Annotated in this window: 21 protein-coding genes and 1 pseudogene; 11 read left to right on the top strand and 11 right to left on the bottom strand. The window is 39.9% G+C overall.

Annotated features, from left to right (window positions below; translation table 11 throughout):
• Positions 1-196: 196 nt before the first annotated feature.
• The 4 genes from nrfD to nrfA all read right to left on the bottom strand — a co-directional run bounded on the left by nrfD (position 197) and on the right by nrfA (position 4,073).
• Positions 197-1,159, bottom strand: coding sequence for a cytochrome c nitrite reductase subunit NrfD (nrfD, locus tag L5B71_RS07450; protein WP_265757729.1), 963 nt, complete (start codon positions 1,157-1,159; stop codon positions 197-199).
• On the bottom strand, positions 1,156-1,833 hold the full coding sequence (gene nrfC / locus L5B71_RS07445; protein WP_265757728.1) for a cytochrome c nitrite reductase Fe-S protein: 678 nt from the start codon (positions 1,831-1,833) through the stop codon (positions 1,156-1,158). Before nrfC ends, nrfD begins: the two co-directional genes overlap by 4 nt.
• Positions 1,830-2,453 carry a cytochrome c nitrite reductase pentaheme subunit gene (nrfB, locus tag L5B71_RS07440; protein ID WP_265757727.1) on the bottom strand — a complete coding sequence of 208 codons (624 nt, stop codon included), beginning with the start codon at positions 2,451-2,453 and terminating at the stop codon, positions 1,830-1,832. Before nrfB ends, nrfC begins: the two co-directional genes overlap by 4 nt.
• A gap of 108 nt (positions 2,454-2,561) precedes the next feature.
• On the bottom strand, positions 2,562-4,073 hold the full coding sequence (gene nrfA, locus L5B71_RS07435; protein ID WP_265757725.1) for an ammonia-forming nitrite reductase cytochrome c552 subunit: 1,512 nt from the start codon (positions 4,071-4,073) through the stop codon (positions 2,562-2,564).
• Positions 4,074-4,522: 449 nt separating this feature from the next.
• Here nrfA and rhlB point away from each other — a divergent pair, with 449 nt between their 5' ends.
• Positions 4,523-5,770 carry an ATP-dependent RNA helicase RhlB gene (gene rhlB / locus L5B71_RS07430; protein WP_265757724.1) on the top strand — a complete coding sequence of 416 codons (1,248 nt, stop codon included), beginning with the start codon at positions 4,523-4,525 and terminating at the stop codon, positions 5,768-5,770.
• 303 nt (positions 5,771-6,073) lie between these two features.
• Here the strand turns inward: rhlB and L5B71_RS07425 are convergent, their stop codons facing one another.
• The 6 genes from L5B71_RS07425 to L5B71_RS07400 form a co-directional block, all read right to left on the bottom strand.
• Entirely contained in the window at positions 6,074-6,592 is a 519-nt protein-coding gene (locus L5B71_RS07425) for a hypothetical protein (RefSeq protein ID WP_265757723.1), read from the bottom strand.
• Position 6,593: 1 nt separating this feature from the next.
• A complete protein-coding gene (locus L5B71_RS07420; protein WP_265757800.1) occupies positions 6,594-6,974 on the bottom strand; it encodes an EndoU domain-containing protein in 381 nt (126 codons plus the stop codon).
• A gap of 81 nt (positions 6,975-7,055) precedes the next feature.
• On the bottom strand, positions 7,056-7,571 hold the full coding sequence (locus L5B71_RS07415) for a hypothetical protein (RefSeq protein ID WP_265757722.1): 516 nt from the start codon (positions 7,569-7,571) through the stop codon (positions 7,056-7,058).
• A 1-nt stretch (position 7,572) separates the two neighbouring features.
• The gene (locus L5B71_RS07410) at positions 7,573-7,956 is read right to left on the bottom strand and encodes an EndoU domain-containing protein (protein WP_265757799.1); all 384 of its coding nucleotides are present in this window, start codon (positions 7,954-7,956) and stop codon (positions 7,573-7,575) included.
• Positions 7,957-8,036: 80 nt separating this feature from the next.
• Positions 8,037-8,552 (bottom strand): hypothetical protein, encoded by a 516-nt coding sequence (locus L5B71_RS07405; RefSeq protein ID WP_265757721.1) that lies wholly within the window; start codon positions 8,550-8,552, stop codon positions 8,037-8,039.
• Between the two features lie 10 nt (positions 8,553-8,562).
• Entirely contained in the window at positions 8,563-9,657 is a 1,095-nt protein-coding gene (locus L5B71_RS07400) for an EndoU domain-containing protein (RefSeq protein ID WP_265757720.1), read from the bottom strand.
• A gap of 158 nt (positions 9,658-9,815) precedes the next feature.
• On the opposite strand from L5B71_RS07400, the pseudogene L5B71_RS07395 reads away from it, so the two are divergent.
• The 10 genes and pseudogenes from L5B71_RS07395 (at position 9,816) to lipA (ending at position 18,925) form a co-directional block, all read left to right on the top strand.
• Positions 9,816-10,468 (top strand): annotated as a pseudogene (locus L5B71_RS07395) (IS1595 family transposase).
• A gap of 461 nt (positions 10,469-10,929) precedes the next feature.
• On the top strand, positions 10,930-11,241 hold the full coding sequence (gene rsfS, locus L5B71_RS07390; protein ID WP_103853974.1) for a ribosome silencing factor: 312 nt from the start codon (positions 10,930-10,932) through the stop codon (positions 11,239-11,241).
• Positions 11,242-11,709: a 23S rRNA (pseudouridine(1915)-N(3))-methyltransferase RlmH gene (gene rlmH, locus L5B71_RS07385; protein WP_265757719.1), complete on the top strand. Its 468-nt coding sequence runs from the start codon at positions 11,242-11,244 to the stop codon at positions 11,707-11,709.
• Positions 11,710-11,712: 3 nt separating this feature from the next.
• Complete coding sequence (mrdA, locus tag L5B71_RS07380; RefSeq protein WP_265757718.1) at positions 11,713-13,650, top strand: penicillin-binding protein 2; 1,938 nt, start codon at positions 11,713-11,715, stop codon at positions 13,648-13,650.
• Positions 13,650-14,765: a rod shape-determining protein RodA gene (gene rodA, locus L5B71_RS07375; RefSeq protein ID WP_265757717.1), complete on the top strand. Its 1,116-nt coding sequence runs from the start codon at positions 13,650-13,652 to the stop codon at positions 14,763-14,765. The genes mrdA and rodA overlap by 1 nt, the downstream gene beginning before the upstream one ends.
• Positions 14,766-14,803: 38 nt before the next feature.
• A complete protein-coding gene (locus tag L5B71_RS07370) occupies positions 14,804-15,661 on the top strand; it encodes a septal ring lytic transglycosylase RlpA family protein (protein ID WP_265757716.1) in 858 nt (285 codons plus the stop codon).
• Positions 15,662-15,681: 20 nt separating this feature from the next.
• Entirely contained in the window at positions 15,682-16,869 is a 1,188-nt protein-coding gene (locus L5B71_RS07365; protein WP_265757714.1) for a serine hydrolase, read from the top strand.
• Between the two features lie 93 nt (positions 16,870-16,962).
• Positions 16,963-17,265, top strand: coding sequence for a DUF493 family protein YbeD (gene ybeD / locus L5B71_RS07360; RefSeq protein WP_265757712.1), 303 nt, complete (start codon positions 16,963-16,965; stop codon positions 17,263-17,265).
• A gap of 26 nt (positions 17,266-17,291) precedes the next feature.
• Entirely contained in the window at positions 17,292-17,945 is a 654-nt protein-coding gene (lipB, locus tag L5B71_RS07355) for a lipoyl(octanoyl) transferase LipB (protein ID WP_265757711.1), read from the top strand.
• A 17-nt stretch (positions 17,946-17,962) separates the two neighbouring features.
• Positions 17,963-18,925 (top strand): lipoyl synthase, encoded by a 963-nt coding sequence (lipA, locus tag L5B71_RS07350; protein WP_265757710.1) that lies wholly within the window; start codon positions 17,963-17,965, stop codon positions 18,923-18,925.
• A gap of 115 nt (positions 18,926-19,040) precedes the next feature.
• On the opposite strand, the gene L5B71_RS07345 is transcribed toward lipA, so the two are convergent.
• Complete coding sequence (locus L5B71_RS07345) at positions 19,041-19,196, bottom strand: hypothetical protein (protein ID WP_265757709.1); 156 nt, start codon at positions 19,194-19,196, stop codon at positions 19,041-19,043.
• Positions 19,197-19,588 lie beyond the last annotated feature (392 nt).

The raw sequence follows: 19,588 nt of genomic DNA, 5'->3' as shown, positions 1-19,588 counted from the left end.
TGTCATTGTGTTATGCAGAAAAATCATCAAGCTTATTCTGAATTTAATCAGTGATAAAAATGCACCGCACTTTATTTTCTGCAAATGATTTTTCTCGCCAGTTTTCCCTTTGCCATTAGAAAATTTACAGCAAAAAACACGATTAAAACAAAGGCGAACACCTTGGTTCGCCCTGATAATCATTGATGGGTTTTGGTTAGGCTAAAGTCATTTGCCCTGCGTATAGAATGAAATAACGCAAGCAAAGTACGCCGATTAAGCCCAATCCTGCCACAATCAGCATAAAGCCTTTTTGGTGTTTAAGTTTCTCACCAGCAACCGCGTTAAGTAAGAGGGGTAACACAATCCCAATGCCTACCACGCCGATCCAGAAGACATTCGCCCAGAAGCCTCCAGAAAGTGCGGTGTGAAATGCCACGGTTTTTTGTCCACCACCAAGGTATAAACCAAAGAAGAAAGCGAACAATAAGAAGGCTTCAATCAACACCACTGGCTGTTCAAATTTATGTAAGAACGCCAAGCTTTTAGAATGAGTACTTTCTTTGGTGCATAAAATGGTGAAGAAGATCAATGCTGCAATACCCGATGACGTACCTGATGCCAAGAATAACACCGGCAAGACAGGGTTATTTAGCATTGGATAGCTCACTAATGCAGAAAGCAAGAACCCTGTATATGCCCCTAATGCCACACTGAGCAATAAAGTAATGATCTCAATGGCATTAGTAAATTTAGCAGTAATATCAATGATTTTCTCTGCAAGATTAGCCAGTTTCGGCACAACGCGTTTCACAAGGCTCAACACCAGTGATTTGAAGATAATCGCTAACCATAACACCAAGAACAGCATATACACTTGGAACAACATCACCCCTGCGGACATAATCGAGGTATGATGATAATTGAACATTAAGTACCAGAATGTCCAAGGTTTGGTTAAGTGGAAAATCAATAGCAATAAACCAATGGTAATGCTAATCGGTGCGAGCAAGGCATTAACCTTTAAGATATTGTTTTCTTCCGGGCATTCCCCTGCCAATCCTGCACGTTTTAGCAATACCGCAAGCATTGTTGCCCCTGCAGAAATCCCTAATAAAAAGAGATAAATCGCAATTGGCCCGTCCCACACTAAAGATGGGAAATGAAATGGACTGTTCATCGTCTGATCTCCCCTGCTCTAGCTGGAACGTGGTAAAGATTTGGATCTGTACCTAATTCAACTTTTGTACGATAGGTTTGTTTTTCTTTCAGTTTCAAAGAAATTTCACTTTGCGGATTGTTGGTATCACCAAAGGTTAGGGCTTTAGTTGGGCAAGCCTCTACACAAGCGGGCTGTTTGCCTTTTGCCAAATTCGTATCGCGACAGAAGTTACATTTATCGGCGGATTTATACACTGGGTGGATAAAACGCACGCGGTATGGACATACGGCAATACAGTATTGGCAGCCAACACAGAGATCTTTGTTGACATCAACAATACCTGTGGAAGCGTCAATATAAGAAGCCCCTGTTGGACACACAGCAACACAAGGTGCATTGGTACAATGCTGGCACGAATGCCGGAAAAATTCATATTTCACGTCAGGAAACTCGCCATAAGGTTCGCTACGAATAATTTCTAAACGCGAAACGCCTTCTGGCACTTGGTTGGTTTCGCGACACGCATCCATACAAGCGGTACAACCAATACAAGCGGTTTCATCGTGCAACATTGCATAACGAATTGGCTTTTCTTCTGCCTTATCTTGTGCTACTGACTTAATTGTTGTTCCTGTCATTAGGATCAAAGCGCCCATTCCAGAAACAAAATTACGGCGTGAGCAAGTTGTCATTTGTTATCCTTTTGTTCGCTGGTCGGGTCAAGATCTTTTAAGGCTTTGCGTTTTTGTTGTTCTCCGTGACAATCTACGCAAAGTTTAACGCGTTGTTTTTTCTCAATGCCTTTCATTGCGTCTTTTTCTGGGTGCAAGGTATGGCACGCAGCACAAGGCAATTTCATTGCGTGAACATCGTGCGCCCAAAGTTTCTCGCGTAATTTTTCAGGACGGTGGCAAGAGAAGCAAACCTGATTTTGCTCTTGTACAGAGAACATTGGTTTTTTGTCAGAGAAAATATCGCTTTCAAAACGCATTACATCTTTTGCACCACGGCGGTGATTTTCAGAGATATTACCGTGGCAGCTCACACAAGTAATTGGCTTGCCTGTGCTTGGATTGGTTTTGGATAAGTGCGTACCGTGGAATTTACCAAAATGTAAATCACCGCCAGATTGTTCATCAGTGGCTTCTAATTTGTGGCATTTCGCACAGTATTCATTTGGATTACGCTGATTTTCTAACGTAGGTTGATAGCTTAATTCAGTGTTTTCTGTATTAGCTTGTGCAGGCAAAGCCAAGATCATCGCCCCTAATAAGGCGGTAAGCGTTACCATTTTCTTTAATACAACGTTCATTTCTTATTACCTCAAATTTTCGTTCAAAATAGACCGCACTTTAGTTTTCTTCCCACTTTAAGGTATCTTCCTAAGTCGGCACTTAATAAAGTGCGGTTACTTTTTGGCTTATTTTGCTGGTGGAGCTTTCTCCATTAAGCCTTTTTCTAACGCTTCTTTATTCCATTGTGGAACAACTTCTTTGAGGAATTTCGCTTTCGCTGCACGTTCTTTTTCAATATCAATGCCCATTGCTTTCCACGCATTTTCAGCTGTTGAAATATCTGGGTAATTGATTGGCTGTTTCACACTGTGTTTGGTGAGAATAATCGCTAATTTAGTACGCGCGTCAGCAATACGATCTAAGCCTGTTGCAATGGTTTTTAAGATAATATCTGGTGCGTGAATATGACCACCGTGGCCTGCTGCAGAATAATCCCAGCGCCATTGTGCGTGACGGATAGCTTGTAATGCTGGTTTCATTTCTTCTTCTGTTGCACCTGCGTCCCAAGCCGCTTTCGCTTCAAAGTGCGCTTTCACGATTTGGTCTTCAAGTTTAATCATCACATCTTTGATGTCTTTTTTATGACCTGCCACCACTTTGGTTAAAGTTTCTTTACTTTGATCGTGGCAGTTTGCACAGGTGTTTTCAAAAGAATCAAGCGGATTACCAATTTTGTGGTCAGTGTAAACTTTACCATCAGCCCCTTGTACTTTTGGCATATGGCAATCCACACAGGTTACGCCATTTTTACCGTGTGTGCCTTGTAACCAAGTTTCATAGTCTGGGTGCTGTGCTTTTAGCATAGGGGTTTTAGAAAGGGAGTGAATCCAATCATAGAATTCAATATTGTCATAATATTGTTCCATATTATCGACACCCACTCCGTTCATCCAAGGGAACACAACATTGTTTACGACTTTTTTATCAAAGTAATATTCAACGTGGCAGTTAGCACAAATCGCACCGCGTTTGTCTGTTTTGTCTAAGTGAGCAAAATCTTTGCCAATGGTATCTAAGGCACGTAAGACGTGCGGACGAGCAATGCGTAAAGCAGGCTTGCCTTCTACAAAATCTTTTGATGTGGTGTCGTGACAATCTGCGCAACCAATATTATTGACAATTTCACTTCCTCCTTTTGCCCATTTACCATTGAAGTATCCCTCTTCTCCCCATTCAGCAATTAAGCGTGGTACATCTGGGCCTTTACAAGTCCAGCACGCCATTGGCTGTGGACCACTATTGGCATCAAAAGGTGCACCTGTACATAAAATATTACGCACGTCAGTTACGGTATAAAAGTGACCGCGAGGTTTGTTATATTCTTTTGAGAACGCATAACCGCCCCACATTACGATCATTCTAGGATCAACTTCAATTGCTGGAATAATGTCCGTAGATTCTGCAGTTGCCGCCCAACTGTTATATTGTTTTGGATATTTTTCAGCAAATTTTTCACTGATTACTTCAATGTTTAAATCAGGATTTGGTTTTGCTAATTCCTCACGAGTTGCGGCGCGTTTTTCCGCTGCGCTATTGTCCGCAGCCACGACTGACTGAGCTGCAACTAAAGTTAATCCAGCCATTGCCAGAGAAGCTAACGTTTTTCTGAAAATGTTCACGATAATCACTCCATACATTGATCAATGTTATACAACAAATAAACTTAAGTAATAAATGATAATTTTTCTCATTAAAAACAATATGATAATGAATTACAAGAAAGTTTTTCATATATGAAAATAACAAATTCATTTGTATTTTTCAGGGGTATTTCGCTATTCCTTGCGATTGATCAAAGTTTTTGTTGCAAACATCTCACGAGAGTTATTATTGTTACAAAAATGGCATATTATAATGCTTACTAAAGTACAGTCTAATTAGATAGACTTAGTCATTTTAAGTGACTATAAAATCAAATAGAGATGACAAAAAATCCTTCTCTGACGCTACATCGTTAAATGCCGTAAATTACCATCTTTATTTTCAATAACGCGAGTTTTCTAATAAGAATTTTTGGGAATTTTTCCCCTTCGTGCTATGCTTAGCAAAATTTTTCCCTAGCTAACGCTAAGATAGCAAGATAACTATGCAAAATAATCATTTAACTCAGCAACGTTTTGCTGATCTATCTTTAAATCCAACTGTATTACAGTGTTTGGAAAAAAACGGTTTTGAATACTGCACGCCAATCCAAGCCCTTTCTTTGCCTATCACCCTTGCAGGGCGTGATGTAGCTGGGCAAGCGCAAACCGGAACCGGCAAAACAATGGCTTTTCTCACTGCGACCTTTCATCATTTATTAAGTGCAAATTCACAGCACAATGCCTCGCAACCACGTGCGTTAATTTTAGCACCCACACGTGAGCTTGCGGTGCAAATTAGCAATGATGGCGCTGCACTCTCACAAGCCACTGGGCTAAAAATGGGGCTAGCTTATGGAGGTGATGGTTACGATAAACAGCTTAAAGTGATTGAACAAGGCATTGATATTTTAATCGGCACAACTGGACGTGTGATTGATTATGTCAAACAAGGGATTATTCGCTTAACGGATATTGAAGTAGTGGTGCTAGATGAAGCAGATCGAATGTTTGATCTGGGTTTTATCAAGGATATCCGCTACTTACTACGGAAATGTCCGCCCTCAGCTGAACGCTTGACAATGCTCTTTTCCGCTACCCTTTCTTATAAAGTGCGAGAGCTTGCCTTTGAAGATATGAATGATCCTGAATATGTGGAAGTTGAACCACTGCAAAAAACAGGACACCGTATTAAAGAGGAACTGTTTTATCCGTCTAACCAAGACAAAATGGCGTTATTAATGACCTTGTTGGAAGAAGAATGGCCAGAGCGTTGCATTATTTTTTCCAACACTAAACATCGTTGCGAAGAAATTTGGGGCTATTTAGCCGCTGATGGGCATCGCGTAGGACTGCTCACAGGTGATGTAGCACAGAAAAAACGCCTTGCCCTCTTGCAACAATTCACCGATGGCAAACTAGATATTTTGGTCGCAACTGATGTAGCCGCACGTGGTTTACATATTCCTGAAGTTACTCATGTATTCAATTATGACTTGCCTGATGATTGTGAAGACTATGTTCACCGCATTGGACGCACAGGGCGCGCTGGTGAGAGTGGCGTATCCATTAGTTTTGCGTGTGAAGAATATGCAATGAATTTACCTGCCATTGAAGAATATATTGGGCATTCTATTCCAGTGAGCCAATATGATCCACAAGCACTACTTAGCGATTTGCCAAAACCTTACCGCAAACGCACAGGGCAAAGCCATTATCAAAACAATAAACGCAATTTTAAAAAGCGTTATTAATCTCAAAAAATCGCAGTATTATGTAGCAGTTGCACAAAGATCCCAAAAATAATCTTACCCGCAATAAACATCCAATGCCTTTAGCTCAATGAATGCAACTAAGGGCATTTTCCTTTCCTCAGTTTAACCGATTTTCCCAAAAATTGCTCGTGCTTGAGTGCCACTTGGTTCGTGATGAAAGCCTACCGCATTACCTCGATTATTCAGATGGCCTTTTAGTATATGCTCTATGTCTATTTTTTTCAGTTCAGACAGCCTGTAAAAGTGCGGTGTTTTTTCTGTTATTTTCACCGCACTGGCTGTTTACTGCTTCCGCTGAATTTTTCCTGTGCTGCGGTAAAGCGTTTCGTCATAGTCAAAGGGAATATCCACTATCTTTTCCTCTTGGCTGCCGCTTTCAATATAGATTTTCCATTCCTTGAGTAACGCTAAAAATAGTTCTGTGGGTATGGCGGTGCCATCAAAATGATTTGGATTGGCTTCATTATCAATTGGGTTAAAAAACTTGGTTTCATTGGCGTTGATGACGAATTTAGCTGGAACTTCTTTATCATCTGGATAATATTCTTTCACGTAAAAGGTAATTTCTTCTATTCCTGCTTTTTTTGCCTCTTCAAGTTGTTTTTCTAAATCTTCTATATGCTTTACTTCTGATAGTTGAGTTTCAATAAAAATTTTAAAATCAAAATATCCAGCCATAAAAGATTTAAATCTCTTTTCTTGGGGCATATCATTTTTTTCTATCAACCCTAATCGAGGGTGCATCTCTATTTCTGCACCTTCATCTTCTTGCCATTCTGCATATAAAAATCTAAATTTCATTTTATTCTCCTAATTGTTGTAATGGCCAACCTCGCCATTGCTCAAGTTTACTATTTTTCGGTGGTGGTACAAATTTGATTAGAATACCTGATGGCGTTTTTCCAATAAAGCTACCATCACTTTGAATATCTCCCCCTCTCTTATACGCCTCAGTGATTTCATACTTCACCCTTGCTTCCGACCACGATTGTGGAAAAAAGGTCGATTCTGCCCGTTTGGGCACCCATTGATTGCTGTCTTTGCCTTGCAAGGCTACTTTGCCTTTATACACCCCCTGGGCATTAGGTGGTGAGGTATATTGCGTTACCCGTGCTTGTGTGCCACTTGGCTCGTGATGATAGCCTACCGCATTACCGCGATTATTCAGATGGCCTTTTAGTATATGCTCTATGTCTATTTTTTTAGTTCAGGAAGCCTGTAAAAGTGCGGTGTTTTTTTCTGTTATTTTCACCGCACTGGCTGTTTACTGCTTCCGCTGAATTTTTCCTGTGCTGCGGTAAAGTGCTTCATCATAAGCAAACGGAATATCTACTATCTTTTCTTCTTGGCTGCCACTTTCAATATAGATCTTCCATTCCTTAAGTAACGCTAAAAATAGTTCTGTGGGTATGGCGGTGTTATGGAAATGTTCGTCATTTTCTACATTCCGATGAGGCTTAAAAAACTTGGTTTCATTAGCGTTGATAACGAATTTCCAAGCATCTGCTTCACTCTCTGAGTATTCTTTCACGTAAAAGGTGATTTCTTCTATTCCATTTTTTTTTGCTTCTTCAAGTTGTCGTTCTAGATTTTCTATATGCCTTACCTCTGATAAATTTGTGCGAATAAATAACATATAGTCATAATAACCTTTCATAAAGGTTTCAAAATATTCTGGCTGAGTCATATCTCTTTTTTCTAAACACCCCATAGCTGGAATCATTTCAATATCAAAACCTTCATCTTCTTGCCATTCTATATAGCCAAATTGAAATTTCATTTTATTCTCCTGTTTGTTGCAATGGCCAAGCTCGCCATTGTTTAACTTTACCATCTTGAGTCGGTGGTACAAATTTGATTAGGATGCCTGATGGCGTAGTAGCTATAAAACCTTTATCATCTAGCAAATTATCAGGTCTTTTCTTATACGCCTCAGTAATTTCATACTTCACCCTTGCTTCTGACCACGATTGTGGAAAAAAGGTTGATTCTGCTCGTTTGGGCACCCATTGATTGCTGTCTTTGCCTTGCAAGGCTACTTTACCTTTATACACCCCTTGAGCATTGGGCGGTGAGGTGTATTCTGTTACCCGTGCTTGAGTGCCACTTGGTTCGTGATGATAGCCTACCGCATTACCGCGATTATTCAGATGGCCTTTGAGTATATGGTCTATGTCTATTTTTTTAGTTCAGGCAGCCTGTAAAAGTGCGGTGTTTTTTCTGTTATTTCCACCGCACTGGCTTTTTACTGCTTCCGCCGAATTTTTCCTGTGCTGCGGTAAAGCGCTTCGTCATAGTCAAAGGGAATATCCACAATCTTTTCTTCTTGGCTGCCGCTTTCAATATAGATCTTCCATTCCTTGAGTAACGCTAAAAATAGTTCTGTGGGTATGGCAGTATTATGGAAATGTTCGTCATTTTCTATATTTCTACGAGGTTTAAAAAACTTAGTTTCATTGGCGTTGATTACGAATTTCCAAGCCCTTTCCTTACTACCTAAATGTTCTTCTATATAAAAAACTATTTCGCCTAGCCCATTCTTTTTCGCTTCTTCAAGTTGTTGTTCTAAATCTTCTATATGTTTTACATCTCCTAATTGCGTACGAATGAAAAGCATATAATCAAAATAGCCTTTTATAAAAGCATCAAAATCTTCTGGTTGAGTCATATCTGTTTTTTCTAAACAATCTATGATTGGTATCATTTCAATTTCAAAACCTTCATCTTCTTGCCATTCTGTATATAAAAATTTAAATTTCATTTTTATTCTCCTATTGTTGTAATGGCCAAGCTCGCCATTGTTCAATTTTATCTGTCGGTGGTACAAATTTTATCGGGATACCTGATGGCGTAGTAGCTGTAAAACCTTTATCTTTTGGCAAATTATTAGGTCTTTTCTTATATGCCTCAGTAATTTCATACTTCACCCTTGCTTCCGACCACGATTTGGGGAAGAAGGTCGATTCTGCCCGTTTGGGTACCCATTGATTACTGTCTTTACCTTGTAATGCTACTTTGCCTTTATACACCCCTTGAGCATTGGGCGGTGAAGTATATTGCGTTACCCGTGCTTGTGTGCCACTTGGCTCATGATGATAGCCTACTGCATTACCTCGATTATTCAGATGGCCTTTTAGTATATGCTCTATGTCTATTTCAGAAAGTTTTGCTGCATCTGTTTTATTGATGTAATACTGATCCACCTTATCCAGTGGCTTAACTGGGCGGTTGGTATTCCAGTTGGCTCCTTGAAGTGGGGTGTTTTTGTCTCCTGATGTTATTGTATTAACATCAATCTTCGCAATCTCGACCTCTTTTAGTTTATCACTAGCTTTATTTATTGCTGCTTGACCAGACTCAACCACAGTTTTACCAACTTGCTTACCCGCCGATACAACCGCTTTGCCACCAGCCTTAACAGCTTTACCTGCACCAACTAACTCAGCTGCCGTCCCCGCTACCTGCAAACCCGATACCACTAGCATATCAGTACTAACATTTTCACCATAAATTGCATTTATTGCATCTTGGTCTGTGCCTTTTATATTGTGGTAGGTTTCTGTAGCTGCTGATACCCCTGTGTTAAATGTATCAACCACAAAATCCTTGCCACAATCTAGTGGCGACTTAGCACATTCCATTAGGCTATTGGCTATGCCACCTACTACCGCTTTTCCTGTTTCCAATGGAGATTCTGCAACTGTATTAGCTAAATTTTTCGTTTTATCTACTAAACCCTCTGCTGCACTACGAATAATCCCCGATTGTAAATTCTTCTCAAGAAATTTATCACCTTGTTGTTGGTTATAAGCATCTGCTTCTCTTGCATATTTACGTGATTCAAAAAATTCATTGTCTTTCGCCACAAAATAATGTTGCTCATTGCCCTCACTGTCAGTGAATGTTTGATTGCTTTGTGTTTGTAAGAAAGCTTTCGCTGAATTATCAACTTCATCATTCAGTTTTAAGAACCATAAAATATCTAGGGGCTGTATTAGATTAGCAGTAATGTTAGTCTATAAAAATGAAGATAACTCATTGTAAACTCAAGAAATCTATACAAAAAAACTGCTTGAATTTTTTGTGCTCGAAGTAACAGCCCGTTCAGCAGCAAATTTATTAGAAATCAATCCTAATTCAGCTGCCTTATTTTATCGCAAAATCAGGGAGGTGATTAGCTACCATTTAGCTCAAGATGCTAATGAAATTTTTGCAGGTGAAATTGAACTAGATGAAAGCTATTTTGGCGGAAAAAGAAAAGGAAAAAGGGGGCGAGGTGCTAAAGGTAAAACAGCTGTTTTTGGCATGCTGAAACGAGATGGAAAAGTCTATACCGTTGTTGTTGAAAATACCAAGACAGATACCTTACTCCCTGTTATTAAAAGGAAAATTATGCCTGATAGCATTGTTTACACCGATTATTATCACAGTTACGACGTGTTAGAGGTGAGTGAATGTAAGCATTTCAGAATTAACCATTCAACCCATTTTGCCGAAGCAAAAAATCACATTAATGGGATTGAAAATTTCTGGAATCAGGCTAAAAGAGTGCTAAGAAAATATAACGGAATTGATAAGAAATCCTTTCCCTTGTTCTTGAAAGAATGTGAATTTCGGTTTAACTTTGGAACACCAAAAGAACAGCTAAAAATGCTGCGATTTTGGTGTGGAATTTAGGGCTTATCTAATACAGCCCCAAAAGTAAAAATGAAGCTTAATGGCGATAAAACTATTTAAATTCTAGCATATTACTTTCACATAAACGGATTGATATACCGCAATCAGATTACAGAAAGGCAAACCATTTTTCTAATGTTCTCTTTTTTCTTCTGAGCAATCTCCTGCTTTTTGATGAACTTCTTCGCAAGTGGTGAATTTTTTCTTTCTTTATATTATTTGATATAATCGGATAACATAAAAAATCTCCATTGATTGATGAATATCAATGGTCCCCTAATCTTTATTACAGGACAGAGCTTTGTACAACTGCTAGATAAAATCGCCAAAATTCCACCGCACTTTTATGAACAAAACATAAACACTAAAAGTGCGGTGATTTTTTCTATTATTTCTGTTTTATCTCGTGATAGAATTGACCGATTTTTAACACACAAATTTAATGAGCGATAACCTTTTGTATGACAACATTAGTAGATTTTTTAATTAACAAATTAGACGATTTAAAAGCGGTTGATATTTTGCATTTAGATGTGCAAGGCAAATCAAGTGTAACGGACAATATGATTATTTGCACAGGAACATCAAGCCGTCACATTAGTTCTTTGGCACAAAAACTGATTGATGAAAGTAAGCAAGCAGGTTTTGAATCCTTCGGTGAAGAAGGAAAAGCCACCGCTGATTGGGTAGTGGTGGATTTCGGACAAGCAATGGTACATATAATGCAAGCCGACAGCCGTGAAATGTATCAATTAGAGAAACTTTGGGGCTAAATGAAAATCCAATTAATTGCGGTAGGCACAAAAATGCCTGCTTGGGTAACCACAGGTTTTGAGGAGTATCAACGCCGTTTTCCAAAAGATATGCCTTTTGAGCTGATCGAAATTCCTGCGGGAAAACGGGGCAAAAACGCAGATATTAAACGTATTTTGGAGCAAGAAGGCAAAGCAATGCTGGCTGTTTGTGGACGCAATAAGATTGTTACTTTAGATATCCCTGGTAAGCCTTGGACAACCGAACAGCTAGCACAACAGCTAGAAAGTTGGAAAAATGACGGGCGGGATTTATGCCTATTGATCGGTGGGCCTGAAGGTTTATCGCCAGAATGTAAAGCTGCCGCTGAACAAAGTTGGTCGCTTTCCCCTTTAACTTTACCCCACCCTTTAGTGCGCGTGGTGGTGGCAGAGAGTTTGTATCGTGCTTGGTCGATTACTACCAATCACCCTTATCATCGAGAGTAATCAATGGATTTAAAGAAATTGCTTTCTCAGCCTGCAATCGAGCCGATCCGCGATAAAAAAGCGGAGCGGAATCTGTTTATTCGCCGCGCCTTAGTGTCTTTTTTAGGTGTGCTTGGGCTGTCTGCAATTTTGCTCACCAATTTATATCATCTGCAAATCGTCAATTATGACACTTATCAAACCCGTTCTAACGGCAACCGTATCAAATTATTGCCGTTACCACCAACACGTGGTTTGATTTACGATCGCTATGGCAAATTGCTCGCTGAGAATCTCACCTTTTTTGGCTTATATATCGTGCCAGAAAAAGTAGAAAATTTAGACCGCACTTTTGAACAGCTCAAGCAAATGGTAGGCTTAAATCAAGACGATATTGCGAATTTTAACAAAGAACGCCGCCGTTCTTCACGCTATACGTCCATTTTACTCAAGCCCGATCTTACCGAAGAACAAATCGCACGTTTTGCGGTAAATCAGCATCAATTCCCAAGTCTATCCGTTAAACCTTATTTTAAACGTCATTACTTGTACGGCGAACCACTCACGCATATTTTGGGTTATGTGGCAAAAATTAATGATAAAGATGTAGAACGTCTGAAAAAAGAAGACAAATATGCCAATTATGCTGGCTCACACAATATCGGTAAGCTCGGTATTGAACGCTATTACGAAGAACAATTACACGGTGAAGTGGGCTTTGAAGAAGTAGAAATTAACAACCGTGGCAAGGTGATCCGTAAATTGCGCGAACAGCCCGCAGTAGCAGGTAAAAGCATTCATCTCACCATTGATTTAGAATTGCAACGCTATATCACCGATCTTTTAGCAGGACATAAAGGTGCGGTGGTGGTGCTAGATCCGAAAGACAGCAGCATTTTAGCGATGGTTTCAACCCCAAGTTATGATAATAATCTTTTCGTTGATGGCATTTCAAGCAAAGATTACAAACGCTTGCTTGAAGATCCTGAGCGTCCGCTTTATAGCCGTGTTACACAAGGGGCTTATCCGCCCGCTTCTACAGTAAAACCTTTTATTGCGGTGGCAGGTCTACAAGATGCCGTGATCACACCTAGCACTACTGTGTTTGATCCAGGCTACTGGATGTTACCAAATAGTACGAAAAAATTCCGCGACTGGAAAAAATCAGGCCACGGTTATACCGATCTAAACAAGGCGATTACCGAATCTTCCGATACGTTTTTTTATCAACTCGCTTACAATATGGGGATTGATAAACTTTCTGGCTGGATGAAAGCCTTTGGCTTTGGTATGCCAACAGGATTAGATATTCGCGAAGAAACTTCCGCAATAATGCCTTCTCGTGAATGGAAGCAAAAACGCTATAAAAAACCTTGGTTACAAGGGGATACTATTTCTGTAGGCATTGGGCAAGGCTATTGGACAGCAACGCCATTACAAGTGGCAAAAGCCCTAGCGATATTGATTAATAATGGTAAAGTCAATACACCGCACTTAATGAAGGGGGTGGAAGGCTCTTTCTTTGAACCTTACAAAGATCCTTTGTTATATCCCGATATTGAAGCAAATGATAGCTATTGGGCACAAGCTAAACGCGGTATGTATAACGTAATTAATGCGAGCAATGGCACAGGACGCAAGGCCTTTGCAGGTACAAACTATCACGTTGCGGGCAAATCAGGTACTGCGCAGGTTTTCAGCTTAAAAGAAAATCAAACTTATAACGCCAAATCGCTGAGCAAAGAATTACACGATCACGCATGGTTTATTGGTTATGCCCCTTATGAAAACCCGAAAATTGTGGTTTCTGTGATTTTAGAGAATGCAGGTGGTGGCGGTAGCAACGCAGGGCCTGTGGTAAGAAAAATTATGGATTATTATCTTAATCAGCGTCTTCCACAAGTGAATCAAATGGAAAATAAACAAAATGAAGCACAACCCCAGCAAAAGGAGACAGAATAATGAGTGAAAAGAAAATCTGGCTCAATTTGTGGCAGCGTTTACACATTGATTTCTGGTTATTTATTGGTCTTGTGATTATTTCAGTCTATGGGCTATTCGTGCTATACAGTGCTTCTGGTGGCAACGAAGTAATGTTCCGCAACCGCATCATTCAAGTGACCTTGGGCTTTGTGGTGATGTTTGTAATGGCACAACTTTCTCCACGCTTTTATCAAGGGATTGCGCCTTATATATTTGGGATTGGTATTGTATTGCTGATTTTAGTGGATTTGGTCGGAACAACCAGTAAAGGCGCACAACGTTGGTTAGATCTCGGTTTATTCCGTTTCCAACCTTCAGAAATCGTCAAACTTGCGGTGCCATTAATGGTGGCAGTGTATTTAGGTAAACGTCCACTTCCGCCAACCTTAAAACACACCTTTATCGCACTCTTTATTATTATTGTGCCTACCCTATTGGTTGCTATTCAGCCCGATTTAGGTACATCAATTCTGGTAAGTGCGTCTGGAATTTTCGTGGTTTTTCTAGCGGGAATGAGCTGGTGGTTGATTTTAATTGCAGTGATTGGTCTGGCTGGCTTTATTCCCATAATGTGGTTTTATCTGATGCACGATTATCAACGAACAAGGGTGCTAACCTTGCTTGATCCTGAAAAAGACCCCCTTGGTGCAGGCTATCATATTTTACAATCCAAAATCGCCATTGGTTCGGGGGGAATTTGGGGCAAAGGTTGGATGCAAGGTACACAATCTCAGCTGGAATTTTTGCCTGAACCACATACCGATTTTATTTTTGCCGTACTAAGTGAAGAACACGGAATGGTTGGCTTTGCCATTTTGATGTGCCTTTATTTGTTTATTGTGGCAAGAGGTTTGATGATTGGTGTGGAAGCACAAAGTGCTTTCGGTCGCACCCTTGTTGGGGCATTAACATTGATCTTTTTTGTTTATGTTTTTGTGAATATAGGAATGGTGAGTGGTATTTTACCCGTTGTTGGTGTACCTCTCCCCTTAATAAGCTACGGAGGAACTTCTTTTGTAACATTGATGGCAGGTTTTGGACTAATTATGTCAATTCACACCCACAAACAGCATTTTTTTAAAGGAACTAAATAAATCTTTTTTACTCTGACTAATTATTTAATAAGACACAAATGAAAATGAAATTTACCTTTTTACTAAAACTCAGTGCAACACTTATATTTTTAGTTGCTAGCATAAACAGTCAAGCAGAAACGCATAAACTATATGGTATAAAAGGGGCAACGCTAACCCATAAACCAGTAACCGAAAAGAATTATTCTTATGTGGTAAGAGGCGTAACCTACACCACCAAACATAAGAAAGAAGCGAAACATTATCGCAAAGAAGGAATTGCCAGCTACTACCACACAATGTTTGCTGGCCGCAAAACATCAAATGGTGAATACTACAATCCAAATAGTTACACCGCTGCACATAAAACCTTACCGTTAAATTCTTATGTTTTGGTAACCAATTTGCGTAACGGTAAAAAAGTGGTAGTACGAATTAACGATCGTGGACCATTTGTAAAAGGTAGAATTATCGACCTTTCACGCAAAGCGGCGGGTGAACTCGGTATCGTGCATCGTGGCTTAGGTAAAGTACGGGTTGAAGCGATGTATGTTGATCGTAATGGAAAGATCTCAGGCGCTGGCGCCACTTCTTTAGCCAAAATGGCAAAGACAAAGGAAGCCCTAAAACGCTTAGAAACCTCCTCCAATGGAAGCCAAGAAAAAAGTGCGGTTAATTCTCATAAAATTTATTCAGGCTACCAGCTAAGAATGCTCGATTTAAGCAAATCTCAAGCAGTAGAAATCGTTAAAAAAGCCAAAAAAATGAACATTAACGCACAAATGATTTCCCATAAGAAAAAATATGAAGTACGCTTTCGGGAGATAAAAACCAAGAAACAGGCACAAATACTGAAAAGCAAATTGCACCGTCTCAATCGCACCAAACCGATTATTATTTCTAGCTATAAAAACTAACTTAAAATTAGGAAAAAATGATGTTAAAACAACTTGTTAAGAAAACAAAAATCACATTTTTAACTGCAACATTATGTGCAAGCCAAAATCTCTTTGCGGAAGAGATTCAATATGGCATTGCAGCTCCACAGCTTAATGCACAAACCTATATTTTAATGGATTACAATTCTGGTGCAGTGTTAGCCGCATTTAATCCAGATCAACGTCAATACCCAGCTTCTCTCACAAAAATGATGACCAGCTATGTGGTAGGCGATGCCTTAAAACAAGGCAAAATCCATAATACAGATATGGTTACCATTGGTAATAGCGCTTGGGGTAAAAACTTCCCAGGTTCCTCAAAAATGTTCTTAAATTTAAACCAGCAGGTTTCCGTTGCCGATCTTAATCGCGGAATCATTGTGGTATCGGGCAATGATGCTTGTGTGGCAATGGCGGAACACGTTTCAGGCTCAACGCAAAATTTCATTAATGCAATGAATAACTATGTGGAACAGTTTGGCCTGAAAAACACTCATTTCACCACCGTACACGGCTTAGATGATGAAAATCAATACTCTTCAGCTCGTGATATGGCATTAATTGGTACGCATATTATCCGTGACTTACCTGAAGAATACAAAATCTATGGGGAAAAAGAGTTTACCTTCAATAAAATTCGCCAACCAAATCGCAATGGCTTATTGTGGGATAAAACCCTTAACGTCGATGGAATGAAAACAGGACATACGGATAAAGCAGGCTATAACCTTGTGGCTTCCGCATTGGGCAACGGCAATATGCGTTTAATTTCTGTGGTGATGGGCGTGCCAACTTACAAAGGCCGTGAAATTGAAAGCAAAAAATTATTGCAATGGGGATTTGCTAACTTTGAAACGTTCAAAGCCTTGGAAGCCAACAAAACCCTTTCTGAACAAAGCGTTTATTACGGCAATAACAGCAAAGTGCAACTTGGCGTGTTGCAGGATCAATTTATCACCTTGCCCAAAGGTCGCCAAGCGGACGTGAAAGCCCGTTATGATTTAGATAAAAAATACCTTGAAGCGCCATTGGCGAAAGGTCAAGTGGTGGGCAAAATCACCTATCAGCTTGATGGCAAAGACATTGCTAAAGTGGATTTACAAGTAATGAACAATGTTGAAGAAGGCGGTTTCTTCGGTAAAATTTGGGATTGGTTAGTGTTAACGGTAAAAAGTTTATTCAGTTAAACGTGGAATGGACAAAATGTCCCCAATCTAAAGCTTAAATGACCGCGCTAACCAAAGTGCGGTCTAAATTTTTAACAAATTTGAGAATAAAAAATGGCAGAACAAGAAAAAATCGTAAAACTTGAAGATATTCCACAAAAGCAATTAAAAGATCTTTTAGAATTTCCTTGCAATTTCACTTTCAAAGTGGTCGGTACAAACCGCCCTGATTTAGCTGATGATGTAATTGCAGTGGTACAACAATATGTCAAAGGTGACTATAATCCACGTGAAAATATCAGTGGGAAAGGCACATATAAATCCATTTCGGTGGATATTGTGGCTGAAAATATTAAGCAAGTAGAAACCCTTTACCAAGAGCTTGCTAAAATTGACGGCGTCAGAATGGTGCTTTAATCAGCATAAACAATAAGGCAAAGGCAATGACCCAATCCATTATTATCCGCCAACTTGGCGTGCAAGATTATCAAAAAATTTGGCATAAGATGCAGCAATTTACTGATAATCGTGATGAAAATACCCAAGATGAAATCTGGCTCGTTCAGCACCCTGCAGTATTCACTCAAGGCTCTGCGGGCAAGCCAGAGCATTTGTTGCAACAAAGTGCGATCCCTGTAGTGCAATCAGATCGTGGTGGGCAAATCACCTATCACGGATTGGGGCAGCAAATTATGTACGTGTTAATCGACATTAAACGCCTGAAAACGCAAGGCAAAGATCTCAATGTGCGCCAGCTGGTTACCGCCCTTGAGCAATCGGTGGTGCAAACGCTGGCAGATTATGGCATTGAAGGGTATCCCAAAGCTGATGCACCAGGGGTGTATGTAGACGGCAAAAAAATCTGCTCGCTCGGTTTACGCATTCGCAAAGGCTGTTCTTTCCACGGTCTCGCACTAAATATTAATATGGATCTTACGCCTTTCTTATACATCAATCCTTGTGGCTATGCAGGGCTTGAAATGTGTCAAATGGCTGATTTTATCCCTGATAATGAGGCTCAGCCAGACAAGATTTCGCCCAAATTAGTTACACACTTCACCCAATTATTGGGGTATAATTCGGTAACAAATTCTTAACAAAAATAGGATCATTAATGGCAACTCCTTTTAAAATGGAACGTGGCGTAAAATATCGTGATGCTGCAAAAACGTCCATTATCCCAGTAAAAAATATTGATCCCAACCAGCCTTTATTGAAAAAGCCTGAGTGGATGAAAATCAAACTTCCAGCCAATTCAGCAAAAATTGATAGCATCAAAAATGGAATGCGTCGCCACGGTTTGCATTCAGTGTGCGAAGAGGCCTCTTGCCCTAACTTGCACGAATGTTTTAACCACGGCACGGCAACCTTTATGATCTTAGGCGCAATTTGTACGCGTCGCTGCCCATTCTGTGATGTAGCACACGGCAAGCCTTTACCGCCTGATCCTGATGAACCGCGCAAATTAGCCGAAACTATTCAGGATATGAAATTACGTTATGTGGTGATCACTTCGGTAGATCGCGATGATCTACCTGACCGTGGTGCAGGCCACTTCGCTGAATGTGTGAAAGAAATCCGCGCACTTAATCCAGGAATCAAAATTGAAATCCTTGTGCCTGATTTCCGTGGACGCATCGAACAAGCGCTAGAAAAATTAAAAGATAATCCACCAGATGTGTTCAACCACAATTTGGAAAATGTGCCACGCTTGTATCGCGATATCCGTCCAGGGGCAGATTATGAATGGTCGCTTAAATTATTGCGTGAGTTCAAAGCAATGTTCCCTGATATTCCAACTAAATCAGGCTTAATGGTGGGCTTAGGCGAAACCAATGAAGAAATTTTGCAAGTGATGCAAGATTTACGCACTAACGGTGTAACAATGCTCACTCTCGGACAATATCTGCAACCTAGCCGCCATCATTTACCTGTGGCACGCTATGTTCCGCCTGAAGAATTTGACGAGTTTCGTGATAAAGCCAACAAAATGGGCTTTGAACACGCCGCCTGCGGGCCTTTCGTGCGTTCATCTTACCACGCCGATCTACAAGCTAGCGGCGGATTGGTGAAATAATCACGCAACCAAAAAATCTCGCTTACATTAAGTGCGGTGGAAAATTTCAACATTTTTCACCGCACTTTTTCTGCATAATAAAACCCCGCTAATAAAGTGCGGCGCTTTTTTGCAATTAGGCTTGAACAAAACCTTTGACAAACAATCCTTGCTGTGGGCTCAAATGAAATAGCGAGAAATCTTGGAACTGAACCAATTCTTTCATCACCTTGCCGTGGTGATTTTGCCATAATGCCGTACCAATTTGCCATTGTTCAGAATCCCTCGCCACTTCAACGATTTGCGCATAAGCCGTTAAGCGGTACCGAGCAAAAATTGGCTGTCGCTTTCATCTTCGATAAGGGGGTGCAAATCAGGAGTATCTGCCAATACGACATACAAGGGTGAAAATTTCCTTTTCATAAGTGTTTTTTATCCTTTTCTTGTAGATAAGTTTTCATTTTCAAAAAATTTTGCTTATTTTAGAAAGGAAAAAACACCATAACAATATTAATAATCATTATTCAAAGTATATTTTTAAACAATTACCAACCGCCCTTTGCATAAACTCAGCCTAAATAAACAGATCACCCTTAACTAGAATTAATACAATTAGCCAATTTTTTATTATTTATTCCTTTATTTCCTAGACATTAGCGCTATTTAATGATAACTTTGCATACA

The organism is Avibacterium sp. 21-586 (assembly GCF_026226775.1).
Classification (GTDB): domain Bacteria; phylum Pseudomonadota; class Gammaproteobacteria; order Enterobacterales; family Pasteurellaceae; genus Avibacterium.
The sequence above is the reverse complement of the archived record's forward strand: the minus strand, read 5'-3'. Positions and strand labels throughout refer to the sequence as shown.

What these genes read in the sequence shown, in the direction of transcription:
- nrfD (WP_265757729.1), bottom strand. Translation starts at nt 1,159, where the DNA reads ATGAACAGTCCATTTCATTTCCCATCTTTAGTGTGGGACGGGCCAATT.
- nrfC (WP_265757728.1), bottom strand. Translation starts at nt 1,833, where the DNA reads ATGACAACTTGCTCACGCCGTAATTTTGTTTCTGGAATGGGCGCTTTG.
- nrfB (WP_265757727.1), bottom strand. Translation starts at nt 2,453, where the DNA reads ATGAACGTTGTATTAAAGAAAATGGTAACGCTTACCGCCTTATTAGGG.
- nrfA (WP_265757725.1), bottom strand. Translation starts at nt 4,073, where the DNA reads ATGTATGGAGTGATTATCGTGAACATTTTCAGAAAAACGTTAGCTTCT.
- rhlB (WP_265757724.1), top strand. Translation starts at nt 4,523, where the DNA reads ATGCAAAATAATCATTTAACTCAGCAACGTTTTGCTGATCTATCTTTA.
- L5B71_RS07425 (WP_265757723.1), bottom strand. Translation starts at nt 6,592, where the DNA reads ATGAAATTTAGATTTTTATATGCAGAATGGCAAGAAGATGAAGGTGCA.
- L5B71_RS07415 (WP_265757722.1), bottom strand. Translation starts at nt 7,571, where the DNA reads ATGAAATTTCAATTTGGCTATATAGAATGGCAAGAAGATGAAGGTTTT.
- L5B71_RS07405 (WP_265757721.1), bottom strand. Translation starts at nt 8,552, where the DNA reads ATGAAATTTAAATTTTTATATACAGAATGGCAAGAAGATGAAGGTTTT.
- rsfS (WP_103853974.1), top strand. Translation starts at nt 10,930, where the DNA reads ATGACAACATTAGTAGATTTTTTAATTAACAAATTAGACGATTTAAAA.
- rlmH (WP_265757719.1), top strand. Translation starts at nt 11,242, where the DNA reads ATGAAAATCCAATTAATTGCGGTAGGCACAAAAATGCCTGCTTGGGTA.
- mrdA (WP_265757718.1), top strand. Translation starts at nt 11,713, where the DNA reads ATGGATTTAAAGAAATTGCTTTCTCAGCCTGCAATCGAGCCGATCCGC.
- rodA (WP_265757717.1), top strand. Translation starts at nt 13,650, where the DNA reads ATGAGTGAAAAGAAAATCTGGCTCAATTTGTGGCAGCGTTTACACATT.
- L5B71_RS07370 (WP_265757716.1), top strand. Translation starts at nt 14,804, where the DNA reads ATGAAAATGAAATTTACCTTTTTACTAAAACTCAGTGCAACACTTATA.
- L5B71_RS07365 (WP_265757714.1), top strand. Translation starts at nt 15,682, where the DNA reads ATGTTAAAACAACTTGTTAAGAAAACAAAAATCACATTTTTAACTGCA.
- ybeD (WP_265757712.1), top strand. Translation starts at nt 16,963, where the DNA reads ATGGCAGAACAAGAAAAAATCGTAAAACTTGAAGATATTCCACAAAAG.
- lipB (WP_265757711.1), top strand. Translation starts at nt 17,292, where the DNA reads ATGACCCAATCCATTATTATCCGCCAACTTGGCGTGCAAGATTATCAA.
- lipA (WP_265757710.1), top strand. Translation starts at nt 17,963, where the DNA reads ATGGCAACTCCTTTTAAAATGGAACGTGGCGTAAAATATCGTGATGCT.